This is a genomic window from Pseudonocardia bannensis (assembly GCF_012911875.1).
Classification (GTDB): domain Bacteria; phylum Actinomycetota; class Actinomycetes; order Mycobacteriales; family Pseudonocardiaceae; genus Pseudonocardia; species Pseudonocardia bannensis.
The window spans coordinates 1-13,084 of record NZ_JAAXKZ010000021.1 but is presented as its reverse complement, the minus strand read 5'-3'; the positions used below and the strand labels follow the sequence as shown (position 1 = coordinate 13,084).

Below are 13,084 nucleotides of genomic sequence, written 5' to 3'. Positions count from 1 at the left end.
CATCCGCGTGCCTGCCGTGCCCCGAGCGTGCGACGGTGCCTGTCGTGGATCCCGCCGACAACCCCGCCCTGCTGGCCGAGAGCTGCCCCCTGCCCACCGGCCTGGACCGACGGCTGCGTGAGCAGCTCACCTTCATCGTGGAGATCGACCGGCTCAAGACCGTGCTGCGGGCGTCCCCGCTCGCCGCCGCCGACCGCCGGGAGAACGACGCCGAGCACTCCTGGCACCTGGCGATGATGGTGCTCCTGCTCGCCGAGTACGCCGACCGCCCGATCGACGTCGGACACACCGTCCAACTGGTCCTCGTGCACGACCTCGTCGAGGTCTACGCGGGCGACACCCCGCTCTACGACGCCGCCGCCCGGGTCGGCCAGGAAGCCCGGGAGCAAGCGGCCGCCGACCGGCTGTTCGCGTTGCTCCCCGCCGACCAGGGCGCCCGCCTACGGGCACTGTGGAACGAGTTCGAGGCCCGGACGACGCCGGAGGCGATGTTCGCCAAGGCGCTCGACCGGTTGCAGCCGATGTTGCTGAACTGGATGTCCGACGGCGGCACGTGGCGGACCTACGGCGCCACCGCCGACGAGGTGCTGCACCGCACCGCAGCGATCGGCGAGGCCTCGAGCGCGCTCGGCGACGCGGTGCGCACGATCGTCGGTGAAGCGGAGCAGCGAGGCTGGACCCGCACATCGGCCTGAGCCACCGGCATCCCGACACCCCGATGCACCGTGACGGCACCATGGCTCCACAACCCGCAAAGCGGCGGCCGGGTTCAGCTACGAGGCTGCCCTGGAATGCGCGGACCCCGCCGACCGGCCCGCCGTGGAGCGCGCCGTCCGGCGGAGCCTCGCGAACGGGGAACCCTGCCCCGCCGAACACCGCATCCTGCACCCCGACAAGGGCAGCCGATGGCCGCACTCCGCCGGACGCGGGCTCATGGACGAGAACGCGAACCCGAACAGCTACGCGGGATCCTCATGGACGTCACCGACGGCGCGGGCAAGCGCACCGCAGGCTGAACTCCCTACCCGCGTGCCGACATCAGCCGACTTCCGGACAGCGTTGTGGCTCCACAACGCTGTGGAGGCGGGCACGAAAGCGCGTCAGGGCTCCACAACGCTGTCCGAGAGGCGGCGGGGTGGGCAGAGCTGTCGGTCAGCTGCAGCCGCTGGTCGAGCCGCAGCCCTCGCAGAGGTAGCAGGATCCGGCCGGTCGCATCTTGGTGCCGCAGGTCAGGCACAACGGCGCGTCGGCCGCCTTGCCCAGCCGCAGCTCCAGCAGCTCGGTCGAACTGCCGACCTCCACCGGTGCCGGGGCCGACCCGGCCGGCTTCTCGGCGGGAGCGGCGGGCACCGCCGGGTCGACGGAGACCCCCGTGCGCAGACCCTCCAGGTCGACGTCGGTGTAGCTCTCGGCGACCTGGGCGGTGCGCTCGTCCGCGGAGAAGATGCCGAGCTGCGCCCGCTTCTCGTAGGGCAGGTAGTCGAGCGCGAGGCGACGGAACAGGTAGTCGAGCACGCTGGTCGCGATCCGGACGTCCGGGTCGTCGGTCATTCCGGCCGGCTCGAAGCGCAGGTTGGAGAACTTCGAGACGTAGAACTCCAGCGGGATGCCGTACTGCAGGCCGACGGAGATCGACATCGAGAACGCGTCCATCACGCCCGACAGCGTCGAACCCTGCTTGCCGAGCTTGACGAAGATCTCGCCGAGCCCGTCGTCGGGGTAGGACCCGGCGGTGAGGTAGCCCTCCGCGCCGCCGACGGTGAACGAGACCGTCTCGCTGGGCCGCTTCTTGGGCAGCCGCCGGCGCACCGGGCGGGCCTCCGCGGCCGGGGCAGCCTCGGACCTGGCCTCGGCCTTGGCGGTCTTGCCGGCCGACAGCGGCTGGCCGACCTTGCAGTTGTCGCGGTAGATGGCCAGCGCCTTGAGGCCCAGCCGCCAACCCTCGAGGTAGATCCGCTCGACGTCCTCGACGGTGGCCGCCTCGGGCATGTTGACCGTCTTGGAGATCGCACCGGACAGGAACGGCTGGACCGCCGCCATCATCCGCACGTGGCCCATCGCGGGGATGGACCGCTCGCCCATCGCGCAGTCGAAGACCTCGTAGTGCTCCTGGCGCAGGCCCGGGGCATCGATGACGTGCCCGTGCTCACCGACGAACTCGATGATCGCCTCGGCCTGCTCGGGCTGGTACCCGAGCACCTCCAGCGCCCGCGGCACCGTCTGGTTGACGATCTGCATCGAGCCGCCGCCGACCAGCTTCTTGAACTTGACCAGGGCCAGGTCCGGCTCGATGCCGGTGGTGTCGCAGTCCATCATCAGACCGATGGTGCCGGTCGGGGCCAGCACGGAGGCCTGCGCGTTGCGCCACCCGTTGCGCTCGCCGATGGCGAGGGCGTCCTTCCAGGTCCTCGTGGCCAGCGTGTGCACCGGGATGCTCGCCGGCAGCGTGCGCACCGCGTCGTTCGCGGCCGCGTGCTTGCGCATCACGCGCTGGTGGGCCTCGGCGTTGCGGGCGTAGCCCTCGTAGGGGCCGACGACGCCGGCGAGCTCGGCCGAGCGCTTGTAGGCGGCGCCGGTCATCAGCGAGGTGATCGCCGCGGCGAGCGAGCGGCCGCCCTCGGAGTCGTAGGCATGCCCGGTCGCCATCAGGAGCGCGCCGAGGTTGGCGTAACCGATGCCGAGCTGGCGGAACTTGCGCGTCGTGTCGGCGATCGGGTCGGTCGGGAAGTCGGCGAAGCAGATCGAGATGTCCATCGCGGTGATGACCAGCTCGACGGCCCGGGCGAAGCGCGCCGCGTCGAAGCGGCCGTCGTCACCCAGGAACTTGAGCAGGTTCAGCGACGCGAGGTTGCAGCTGGAGTTGTCCAGGTGCATGTACTCCGAGCACGGGTTCGACGCGGTGATCCGCCCCGACTCGGGGCAGGTGTGCCAGTCGTTGATCGTGTCGTCGTACTGGATGCCCGGGTCGGCGCACTCCCAGGCCGCCTGCGCGATCCCGCGGAACAGCGTGCGGGCGTCGACCTGATCGATGACCTCACCGGTCATCCGGGCGCGCAGCCCGAACTCGGTTCCGTCCTCGACGGCCTGCATGAACTCGTCGGTGACGCGGACGGAGTTGTTCGCGTTCTGGTACTGCACCGAGGTGATGTCGGCGCCGCCCAGGTCCATGTCGAACCCGGCGTCGCGCAGCACCCGGACCTTGGCCTCCTCCTTGGCCTTGGTCTCGACGAACTCCACGATGTCGGGGTGGTCGACGTCGAGGACGACCATCTTCGCCGCACGCCGGGTGGCGCCGCCGGACTTGATGGTCCCCGCGCTGGCGTCCGCACCGCGCATGAACGAGACCGGGCCCGACGCGGTGCCGCCCGAGGACAGCAGCTCCTTCGACGAGCGGATGCGCGAGAGGTTCAGCCCGGCACCGGAGCCGCCCTTGAAGATCAGCCCCTCCTCGCGGTACCAGTTGAGGATCGACTCCATGGTGTCGTCGACGGCGAGGATGAAGCACGCGCTGACCTGCTGCGGCGAGCTGGTGCCGACGTTGAACCAAACCGGCGAGTTGAAGCTGAACACCTGGTGCAGCAGCATCCAGGTGAGCTCGTGGGCGAAGACCTCGGCGTCTTCGGCGGTGGCGAAGTAGCCGTTGTCCACGCCGGCGCGGTGGTAGACCCCGACCACCCGGTCGATGAGCTGTCGCAGGCTGGACTCGCGCTGCGGGCTCCCGGCCGCGCCACGGAAGTACTTGCTGGTGACGATGTTGGTCGCGTTGACCGACCAGAAGTCCGGGAACTCGACACCGCGCTGCTCGAAGTTGACCGTGCCGTCACGCCAGTTCGTCATGACGACGTCGCGGCGCTCCCAGTTCACCTCGTCGTAGGGGTGCACGCCGGGAGTGGTGTAGAGGCGCTCGACGGTCAACCCGACCGGTCGCTTGCGCTTGTCCCCCTGCTTCGCGCCGGACTTGCCCCCGCGTCCCGAGGCTGTTGCCCCGACCGTCTCCGTCATGCTCTCCCTCTTCTGCATCCGAACATGCTCATTACTGCCGTCGGCCCCGGCGGGGGCGACAGCGGACTCCGCTCGGGCTCGTCAACCGGTGGAGCGCCCGGAGCGCGGTTCGGCTGCTTCCCCGGCAGCCGGCCGACGCAGATCGGCGATCTCCTTCTCGAAGTCCTCGATAGAGGAGAACGAGCGATAGACGCTCGCGAAGCGCAGATACGCCACTTCGTCGAGCTCCCGCAGCGGACCCAGGATGGCCAGCCCGACCTCGTGGCTGGGAATCTCAGCGGTCCCCCGGGCCCGGACCGCCTCCTCGACGCGGTGAGCGAGCAGCTGGAGCGCGTCCTCGTCGACCGGTCGCCCCTGACACGCACGCCGTACGCCACGCACGACCTTCTCGCGGCTGAACGGCTCCGTCACCCCACTGCGCTTCACCACCGCCAGCACAGCTTCCTCGACGGTGGTGAACCGCCGACCACACTCCACGCAGGACCGGCGACGCCGGGTGGCCTGACCGTCGTCCACCTCCCGGGAGTCGATCACACGGCAGTCCGGATGACGACAGAACGGGCAACGCACGATGCGACCCCTCCCCGGTGAAACCCAACCTGTAGCCGAGCAAATGGAGTCTAACCACAATATGTAGGGGCCGGCGTACTCAAACACGCCGTGTCATCCGATCAGGACGACCGCTCGGCGCAGCGCCTCGCACGCGCCCCGGACAGCCCGTCGGCCCCGCGGCACACCGACCGCTCGGCCCGGCTCCAGCCACTGTCCCCGACTTCCGTTCCCGCCTCGATCCGGCCCACGACGGCGTCGGCTCCGGCCGCCCCGGCGCGCGGCACCGTCGATCCCGTGAGGTTCTGCGCCGGCTCCTCCGGACGCACCGGGAGCACGGCCCGGGCCGGTGCCCCCTGCTCCGCCGGCCGCGGCCCCCGCGCCCCACCCGCCAGGTCGGCCAGTACGCCGAGTGCGACGACAGCGGCCGCCGCACACACCGCCGCCGTCACCGATGCCAGGGGGCCTCCTACTCTGCCCCGTCCGGCGCTGCCGATCCCGGCCCGGCGGCGCCCGCCCACCCGGAGTCCGCGATCGGCGCCCGCCCGGGCGCCGCCGCCCACACCACGTCGCGGGCCGCGGCCGGCCCCGGCCCGGTACCGGTGAACGGCGCCGGGCGGCGCCGGGTCCGGCCGCACCGCTCTCGCCACGACACATCGCGCCCCAGGGCGCGCTCGATCCGCCCCCTGTGGAGCCCGGCCGATCCGGTCCCCGGCGAGCCCACATCCCGCGCGACGAGCGGACGGCACCCCCGGGCGACCGGGATCCGTCCGGAGCGCGACGTTCGATGCGACTCTCGTCCTCGGCGTTCGGCGCGGCGCCCCCGGCACCCGCCGGCGCCGGCATGCCCCCTGCCGCTCCGGGCCGGCCCCCGGCGGGTCCGTCCGCTCACACGGGCGCACTGCATTCGTACCGAGATCCATGACGGCCTCTCTGTCGCCGCGACGAGCAGGCTCGCACCCCGCCGGCCCGGGCCTGCTCGGCCACGTATGCGATGTCTAGCAGCGGGGCCCGACAGAATCGGGCCGCGGACCAGCCCTCAGCCGGCAGGGACGCGAAGGATCTGGCCGGGGCGCAGAGACACCGTGGACAGGCCGTTGTCGGCGACGATCCGCTCGACCACCGCCGACACATCGACCCCCGGCGCCGAGCGGCGGGCCACGTCCCACATCGTGTCGCCCGTGCGCACGGTGACCTCGGCGGTCGCCGCCGGCACCGCCGACCGCGCTGTTGCGCCACCGGCCGCCTCGGCCACCGACCCGAGTCCGACGACGGCGCCTGCCGACATCATCGCCAGCACCCCGGCGGCTACGACTCGGCGCACGCGATACCGGGGCTCGGACGACCACCGCGGCGCCGCGGACCCGTGCCCCCCCGCCCGGACAGGGACGAACGAGCATCCGCTGCGCAGCCCGGCCGGGTGGGCTCGGCGGGAGCACCGCCGGGCGCCCGGCGACCGGCGCCGCCCGGGGCCGAACCGGCCGCGGGCCCCGGGCCGGCCCGTTGCGGCGCGGCGCACGGCGCACGGCCGGGCGTGGCGCGGCGCCCGCACCGGCGGGTGCGACCTCCACCTCGATCGTCGTGAGCCCCATGGCGACCCCTCCGTCCCACACCCGAGCCGCTTCGCACAGACGTTCGATCGAACGTCTGTGCGATTCATACCATCGAAGCTCCGCGGAATCGAGGATCGAGGGCGTGTCGTTCGAACATGTGTTTGGCGATGCGGGTGATGCGGACTACCGTTCTTGGGACGACGGCGTCCGCGGGCGCGCGAGGGCCGCGCAGCCGGGGCCGACTCAGCGCCCGGCGTCACGAGACGACGGAAGAACATGGACGTCGAAGACGGAACGAGGAGGCAGACCTGATGGCACGGGACGAGTCCGGTACGAGCGCTGACGCTGACCGGGAGCCCGGGCAGGTGCGCGCCTTCCCCGACCCACCGGCCGACCCGGCCGGGCTGACCCCGCGCCAGCGCAAGGTGCTCGAGGTGATCAGGGACTGGGTGGAACGGTTCGGCTATCCGCCGAGCGTGCGCGAGATCGGCGACGCGGTGGGACTCACCTCCACCTCGTCGGTGCACCACCAACTGCGCACCCTCGAACGCAAGGGGTACCTGCGTCGCGACCCCAACCGCACCCGGGCGGTCGACGTCCGGAGTCCGGACGAGATGCCGGCCGATGATGTGATGCCGGGTCAGGTCACCGTCAGCACATCACGCACGCAGACCGACGATGCCCGCTCCGATCACCCCTCGCCGGCCTTCGTCCCGCTGCTGGGCAACATCGCCGCCGGTGGGCCGATCCTGGCCGAGCAGGCGGTGGAGAGCGTGTTCCCGCTCCCCCGCGAGATCGTCGGCGAGGGCACGCTGTTCCTGCTCAACGTGCGCGGCGACTCGATGGTCGACGCGGCCATCACCGATGGCGACTGGGTCGTGGTCCGCCAGCAGCCCGTGGCCGAGAACGGTGAGATCGTCGCCGCGATGATCGACGGCGAGGCGACCGTGAAGACGCTCAAGCGTCGCGACGGGCACATCTGGCTGATGCCGGCCAACCCGGCCTACGAGCCGATCCCCGGCGACGAGGCCACCGTCCTCGGCCGGGTCGTGGCGGTACTCCGCCGGCTCTGAGTCGGCCCGGAGCCGGCTCCGGGCCGCTTCGAGCGGCCCGCCGGTCTCGGCGCCGCGCTTCAGCGTTGCCGGCGCCGGGCTCCGTGCACGGCCATGGCCGCGCCGGCCACCGCCAGCAGCCCCACCGCGGCCGTCCCGCCGACAGCCGCAGGCCACCAGTCGGGCGACTCGTCGGTCGCCGATGAGGGGAGCGAGGGTTCGGTCCGCTCACCGGTGCCGGCCGTTGCCGCCAGGGCGGCCGCCGCCGGTACCGCACGGATCTCGCCGCGCACCCCACCGCGGGTCTCCGAACCCGACAGCAGCGTTCCGTCGGTGTCGAAGGCGATGGCCTCGCCCTGCGGTTCGTCGGGTAGCGGGACCCGCACGGGGGTCCCGGCCAGCGCGGCGACGACGTCGTCGTCGCTCACCGGGTACAGCCATGCATCGGTGTAGCTGCGCAACGCCGCCACCCGGCCGTCCGCGCTCAGCGCCGCCCCGGTGACGAGCCGCGACCCGAGCCCCCCGACCGGCCCGCCTTCGGAGTCGGAGGCCGGCAGCATCACCTCGCCCACCCGGACGAGGGGCGTCGGCCCCGGCTCTGCGAGCGGCCCCGCCGGCCGGTAGATCCCCGCGGCGATGCCCGTCTCCTTCGTGATAACGAGCGGGACCCCGTCCGCCCCGATGAGGAGAGCCTCGCCGTCGTGGGGGCCGTCCGGGTAGGTCAGCCGGTGCAGCCGCGCCTCCCCGCGGGGCGGCAGCGCGACGAGCGCCACCGTCTCCCGCCGACGCCGGTTGTCGCCGGTGTCGGCGACCCACAGCGTGCCGTCCGGGCCGCGCGCCAGGTCCTCGGCGTCGAACGGGTCGATCCGGGCCGTTCGGGACTCGACGACGCGGCAGACCGGGCCGGCGGTGTCCAACCGGTGCACCTCGACCCGTCGCCCACCGTCGCCCATCGCCCAGAGCCCACCGCGGTCGACGACCAGCCCGGACAGTTCGGCCAGGCGCCGGTCCTCGACCGTGCAGCGGGTCTGCGGCGCGGGCGCACCGTCAGCGGCCACCACCGGTACGAGGATCATCGCCGCCGCGACGAGGCCGGCGAGCCCCGGGACGCTCAGCGCCCCGAACCGTCGCCCGGTGCCGCGGCGGCGGACCGGACGAACGGCTCGGCGCCGTTCACCCCGGTCATCGCCGCCCCGTCACCGCCGGCCAACGCGAACGGCAGCACGGCGGTGGCCAGCTCGGCGCCGACCCGGGCATGCAGTCGCGTGCCCTCGGCCGTGTGCTCCTCGGCGAGCACCTCACCCTCGGCGTGCACCCGCGCCGCCAGCGAACCCTGGGTGTAGGGCAACAGCAGCTCGACGTCGAGATCCAGGCGCGGAAGCAGCTCGGCGATCCGCTCGCGCAGCTTCTCCATCCCGTCGCCGCGCCGCGCGGAGACGAACACCGCGTCGGGCAGCAGGTGCCGCAGCCGGGCCAGTTGCAGGTCGCCGGCCGCGTCGGTCTTGTTGACGACCAGCAGCTCCTGGGGCATCCGCCCCTGCTGCTGCTCGCCGACCTCGACCAGCACCTGGCGGACCGCCTTGATCTGGTCCTCGGGCAGCGGGTCGGACCCGTCGACGACGTGGATGAGCAGGTCGGCCTGGGCCGTCTCCTCCAGCGTCGAGCGGAAGGCCTCGACGAGCTGGTGGGGCAGGTGCCGCACGAAGCCGACGGTGTCGGTCAGCGTGTAGGCCCGCCCGTCCGGCGTGGCCGCCTTGCGGGTGGTCGGGTCCAGGGTCGCGAACAGGGCGTTCTCGACCAGTACACCGGCATCGGTCAGGGCGTTGAGCAGGCTCGACTTGCCGGCGTTGGTGTAGCCGACGATGGCCACGCTCGGCACCTCGTTGCGCCGCCGGTTGCCGCGCTGGGTCTCCCGCACGGTCCGCATCGCCGTGATCTCACGGCGCAGCTTGGACATGCGGTTGCGGATCCGGCGCCGGTCGAGCTCGATCTTGGTCTCACCAGGGCCACGACCACCGATACCGACACCGCCCGCGGCGCGGCCACCGACCTGGCGGGACAGCGCCTCACCCCAACCGCGCAGCCGCGGCAGCAGGTAGGACAGCTGGGCCAGCTCGACCTGCGCCTTGCCGTCCCGCGAGCGGGCGTGCTGGGCGAAGATGTCGAGGATCAGGGCGGTCCGGTCGATCACCTTGACCTTGAGCTTCTCCTCCAGCTGGCGCAGCTGGCCGGGCGAGAGCTCGCCGTCGGCGATCACCGTATCGGCGCCGGCGGCCTGCACCGCACCGCGCAGCTCCTCGACCTTGCCGGAGCCGATGAACGTCGACGGGTCGGGGCGGCTACGCCGCTGCACCAGACCGTCGAGTACCTCGGAACCGGCGGTCTCGGCCAGCCGGGCCAGCTCGGCGAGCGAGGCCTCGGCCTGCTCGGCGCTGCCCTCGGTCCAGACCCCGACCAGCACGACCCGTTCCAGGCGGAGCTGCCGGTACTCGACCTCGGTGATGTCGGTGAGTTCGGTCGAGAGACCGGCGACACGCCGCAGCGAGGACCGGTCGGAGAGTTCGAGGTCTCCCACCGTCGGCTCCGGCGAGGCGTCGTTCGCCCGCACGCTGCCGATGTCGGAGACGTCCAGTGGGAATTCAGTCATCGTGGTGTTCATGCTCCCATGTCAACGCCTGCGCTGTCCGCTTTATTGCGTCCAACGTGCCTCGACGGGGGCCTGACCTGATCAGCCCTGGGCGTCCCACCAGGAGCGTTCGAGCTCTCCGTGGCCGACGAGCACGGCCGGGCCGTGAAGTGTGGTCGTCGCGGCGTCCACGGTCACCCGAAGCCGGCCGCCGGGGGCGCGCACCGGCACCGTCCCGGTCTCGACCCCGGCGTGGCGCAGCACCGCGACGACCGCCGCGACGGTCCCGGTGCCGCACGAGCGGGTCTCCCCCACTCCGCGCTCGTGCACCCGCATGGCCACCTCGCCGGTGCCGCCGGTGCCGTCGGTGCCACCGCGCAGGGGCGACACGAACTCGACGTTGACCCCGTGCGGGAACAGCGCGGGATCGTGACCCGGGGGCACCGCCAGGTCCAGGCCCTCCAGCTCCACGTCGGTCACGCAGGCCAGGTGCGGGTTGCCGACGTCCACGGCGACGCCCCGGAACGCGCGGCCGTCCACCGTCGCCGTCGAGGTGTCCCCGATGCGAGCGGGGCCCATGTCCACCGACACCTCGCCGGCCACGCCGTCACCGCCGGCGAAACGCACCGTGCGCACCCCACCCCGGGTCCCCAGCCGCAGCTCCGCGCCGGGGCCGTCGGGCAGCCAGCCGGCGTGCGCGAGGTAGCGCGCGAACACCCGGACCCCGTTGCCACACATCTCCGCGACGCTGCCGTCGGCGTTGCGGTAGTCCATGAACCACTCGACGCCGGGTTCGGGCGCGGGCGCGGAGTCGTCACCCAGCGCCGCCCAGCGGACGACCCTCAGCACACCGTCGGCGCCCAGCCCGCGGCGCCGGTCGCACAGCGCGGCGACCCGCGTCGCGGACAGCTGCAGCGCGCCGTCCGGATCGGGCAACAGCACGAAGTCGTTCTCGGTTCCGTGACCCTTGGCGAACCGCACCCCGCCGTTCCCGCTGCCCATGCCCCGAGCCTACGGGCGGGCCGGGGCGACCCCGCGCAGCACCGCCAGCGCGCGGTCGAGGAGGTGGGGCTCGGCGGCGTCGAGCCAGTGGATGCGGCGGTCGCGCCGGAACCAGGAGCGTTGCCGCCGGACGAAACGCCGGGTCGCGCGGATGGTCTCGGCCGCGGCCGCCGCCATGTCCCCGTCGCCGTCGAGCGCGGCGAGGACCTGCTGGTACCCGAGCGCCCGCGACGCCGTGCGGCCCTCCCGCAACCCGCGGCCGACGAGCTCGCGGGTCTCGCGCACCAGCCCGCCGGCGAACATCCGCTCCACCCGGACGGCGACGCGCTCGTCGAGCTCGGCGGCCGGGCGGTCCACCCCGATCAGCACCGCGTCGTAGCGCGGTGTGCCGTGGGTGGGCAGCCGGGCCGGGAACGGGCGCCCGGTCAGCGCGATGACCTCGAGAGCACGCACGATCCGCCGGCCGTTGCCCGGCAGCACGACCTGGGCCGCCGCCGGGTCGACCGCTGCCAGTCGCTCGTGCATCGCCTGCGCGCCCAGCTCGGCGAGCTCGGCCTCCAACCTGGCCCGCAGCGCGGGATCGGTGCCGGGGAACTCCAGCTCGTCGAGCACCGCCTGCACGTAGAGGCCCGAGCCGCCGACCAGCACCGGTGTCACCCCGGCCGCCCGCAGCCGCTCGACGGTGCCGCGCGCCGACCGCTGGTACGCCGCGACCGACGCGGTCTCGGTGACCTCCAGGACGTCGAGCTGGTGGTGCGGGATGCCCGCGCGTTCGGCGACCGTCAGCTTCGCGGTGCCGATGTCCAGGCCGCGGTAGAGCTGCATCGCGTCCGCGTTGACGACCTCGCCGCCGAGCTCCGCGGCCAGGGCGAGGCCCAGGTCGGACTTGCCGGTCGCCGTCGGCCCGACGACCGCCACCAGCGGCGGCCCGCTCACCGGCCCGGTGTCCACACCGCGACGTGGTAGGCCACGCCGTAGGGCGTCGAGGAGTGCAGCAGCTCGCCGCTCCACGTGGTCGCCGAGGTCGCTGCGGCCGCCGACGCCGCCCCCGCCAGCACCTGCCAGGGCGCGCGGCCCTCCGCCCACAGCTGTGCGGCCAGGTCCGAGTCGAGCGTGGCGAGGGCCGCCGCGTCGGCGGCCGCCAGCGCGGCGGCGACGGCCGCGTCGAACCGGCCGGCGCGCTCGTCGAAGTGACCGGGCGCCTTCTCGGTGTGCATCGCCGAACCGTCGCCGAGGACCAGCAGCCCGACCGGGCCGTCCGCGGCGGCCGCCTCCGCGGCCAGCTTCGCGCCCAGTTCGGCGCAGTCGGCCGGGGCGGTGTCCGGCGACACCAGCTCGCCGCGGATCCGCAGGGCGGCACCGGTCTGGCCGGCCGCCCACCCGGCGATGAGCAGCGGCAGCGGCAGTTCCGGGTCCGGGGGCGCGGCGGGCGCGCCCGGGGTCGTGTCCAACGCGACCGGCAGGTCGACGCCGAATCCGAGGAAGGTCCCGACCGCCTCCGGCCCCACGGTCCGCCGCCCGCCCGGATCCGCGCCGACCGCGATCCAGGTCGGTGCGGCTGCGGCCAGCCGGCTCGCAGCGGACCGGCAGGCGTCGCGCAGCGCGGCCGTCTCGGCCGCGGCGCCGGTCGCCAGCCCGGGGACCAGCAACGGTGGCTGAGGCAGCACGGCGACCGCGGTGAACACGAGTTCGAAGGGTAGCGACGTCGGCCCGGCCCGCCACCGGACGGCCACGATCCGCCTGCATGCCGCGCGACCGGCGTTCACCGGACCGGATGATGCGTGTACAGGTGGTGCGCCGCCCCGGTACGGGCCTCACCATGGCGACTCGCCGATCAGGAGCGGCCGCTGGCTGCGCGAGCCGGGCCCTGGCGGTTCCCGTGGGCCGTCTGAGCTGTTTGAATCCGGTGGGCCCCGGCCATTCCCGACCGGGAGCGCCATGTGCACGGCTTCGCCGGACGGCGGAGCGCCCATCGCGTCAGGATGGGCCGGACGAGGGAGGACCACGGTGTCGGACGAGCAGTCGACGAGCGGGACGGCGGACGGCCGAGGGGCCGCATCGGGCGTCGCAGACCGGCCGGAGATTCCCGGCCAGGGCGGCCAGCAGGGCCCCGCCGCACCGGAAGGCGTCGGCGGCGGTGACCCGCACTCCCCGGCCACCGGGCCCGCGAGCGGGCAGGCGGCCGAGGCGCCCGCCCCGGCACCGTCGCCGGCCTCCATCCCGCGACCCGGAGTGCCCGGGCCGCGGGCCACCGCCCCGGTCCCCGGGCCGGGGGCGGGGCGCGACGCTGAGCCCGCGGG

At 73.7% G+C, this 13,084-nt stretch carries 11 protein-coding genes and 2 pseudogenes; 4 read left to right on the top strand and 9 right to left on the bottom strand.

Going from position 1 to position 13,084, the window contains the following annotated elements:
• Nucleotides 1-35 precede the first annotated feature (35 nt).
• Both HF519_RS08415 and HF519_RS33235 read left to right on the top strand, forming a co-directional pair.
• On the top strand, nucleotides 36-695 hold the full coding sequence (locus HF519_RS08415) for an HD domain-containing protein (RefSeq protein ID WP_312859985.1): 660 nt from the start codon (nucleotides 36-38) through the stop codon (nucleotides 693-695).
• Between the two features lie 91 nt (nucleotides 696-786).
• A pseudogene (locus tag HF519_RS33235) lies at nucleotides 787-957 on the top strand (PAS domain-containing protein); the annotation flags it as partial.
• Nucleotides 958-1,152: 195 nt separating this feature from the next.
• Here the strand turns inward: HF519_RS33235 and HF519_RS08405 are convergent.
• From HF519_RS08405 to HF519_RS32245, 4 genes are all read right to left on the bottom strand, one after another.
• Entirely contained in the window at nucleotides 1,153-4,002 is a 2,850-nt protein-coding gene (locus HF519_RS08405) for a vitamin B12-dependent ribonucleotide reductase (protein WP_169411881.1), read from the bottom strand.
• An 81-nt stretch (nucleotides 4,003-4,083) separates the two neighbouring features.
• Nucleotides 4,084-4,572, bottom strand: coding sequence for a transcriptional regulator NrdR (nrdR, locus tag HF519_RS08400; protein WP_169411952.1), 489 nt, complete (start codon nucleotides 4,570-4,572; stop codon nucleotides 4,084-4,086).
• A gap of 101 nt (nucleotides 4,573-4,673) precedes the next feature.
• On the bottom strand, nucleotides 4,674-5,003 hold the full coding sequence (locus HF519_RS08395) for a hypothetical protein (RefSeq protein WP_169411879.1): 330 nt from the start codon (nucleotides 5,001-5,003) through the stop codon (nucleotides 4,674-4,676).
• Between the two features lie 587 nt (nucleotides 5,004-5,590).
• The gene (locus HF519_RS32245) at nucleotides 5,591-5,875 is read right to left on the bottom strand and encodes a LysM peptidoglycan-binding domain-containing protein (protein ID WP_169411877.1); all 285 of its coding nucleotides are present in this window, start codon (nucleotides 5,873-5,875) and stop codon (nucleotides 5,591-5,593) included.
• Nucleotides 5,876-6,415: 540 nt separating this feature from the next.
• Between HF519_RS32245 and lexA the strand changes: the two genes are divergently transcribed.
• Nucleotides 6,416-7,177 (top strand): transcriptional repressor LexA, encoded by a 762-nt coding sequence (gene lexA, locus HF519_RS08385; RefSeq protein ID WP_169411875.1) that lies wholly within the window; start codon nucleotides 6,416-6,418, stop codon nucleotides 7,175-7,177.
• Between the two features lie 59 nt (nucleotides 7,178-7,236).
• On the opposite strand, the gene HF519_RS08380 is transcribed toward lexA, so the two are convergent.
• From HF519_RS08380 to HF519_RS30335, 5 genes are all read right to left on the bottom strand, one after another.
• Nucleotides 7,237-8,217: a hypothetical protein gene (locus HF519_RS08380; protein ID WP_312859984.1), complete on the bottom strand. Its 981-nt coding sequence runs from the start codon at nucleotides 8,215-8,217 to the stop codon at nucleotides 7,237-7,239.
• A 50-nt stretch (nucleotides 8,218-8,267) separates the two neighbouring features.
• Nucleotides 8,268-9,803, bottom strand: a complete 1,536-nt coding sequence (gene hflX / locus HF519_RS08375) for a GTPase HflX (protein WP_169411871.1) — start codon at nucleotides 9,801-9,803, stop codon at nucleotides 8,268-8,270.
• 81 nt (nucleotides 9,804-9,884) lie between these two features.
• Entirely contained in the window at nucleotides 9,885-10,784 is a 900-nt protein-coding gene (dapF, locus tag HF519_RS08370; RefSeq protein ID WP_169411869.1) for a diaminopimelate epimerase, read from the bottom strand.
• 9 nt (nucleotides 10,785-10,793) lie between these two features.
• Nucleotides 10,794-11,735: a tRNA (adenosine(37)-N6)-dimethylallyltransferase MiaA gene (gene miaA / locus HF519_RS30340; protein ID WP_312859983.1), complete on the bottom strand. Its 942-nt coding sequence runs from the start codon at nucleotides 11,733-11,735 to the stop codon at nucleotides 10,794-10,796.
• Nucleotides 11,717-12,469, bottom strand: a complete 753-nt coding sequence (locus tag HF519_RS30335) for a class III extradiol ring-cleavage dioxygenase family protein (protein ID WP_312859982.1) — start codon at nucleotides 12,467-12,469, stop codon at nucleotides 11,717-11,719. Before HF519_RS30335 ends, miaA begins: the two co-directional genes overlap by 19 nt.
• Before the next feature lie 322 nt (nucleotides 12,470-12,791).
• Here HF519_RS30335 and HF519_RS30330 point away from each other — a divergent pair.
• Nucleotides 12,792-13,084: pseudogene (locus HF519_RS30330) on the top strand (hypothetical protein); the annotation flags it as partial.

Bases quoted from the DNA above. Each gene is read 5' to 3' on its own strand.
- lexA (WP_169411875.1), top strand. From the start codon at position 6,416: ATGGCACGGGACGAGTCCGGTACGAGCGCTGACGCTGACCGGGAGCCC.
- dapF (WP_169411869.1), bottom strand. From the start codon at position 10,784: ATGGGCAGCGGGAACGGCGGGGTGCGGTTCGCCAAGGGTCACGGAACC.
- HF519_RS08405 (WP_169411881.1), bottom strand. From the start codon at position 4,002: ATGACGGAGACGGTCGGGGCAACAGCCTCGGGACGCGGGGGCAAGTCC.
- hflX (WP_169411871.1), bottom strand. From the start codon at position 9,803: ATGACTGAATTCCCACTGGACGTCTCCGACATCGGCAGCGTGCGGGCG.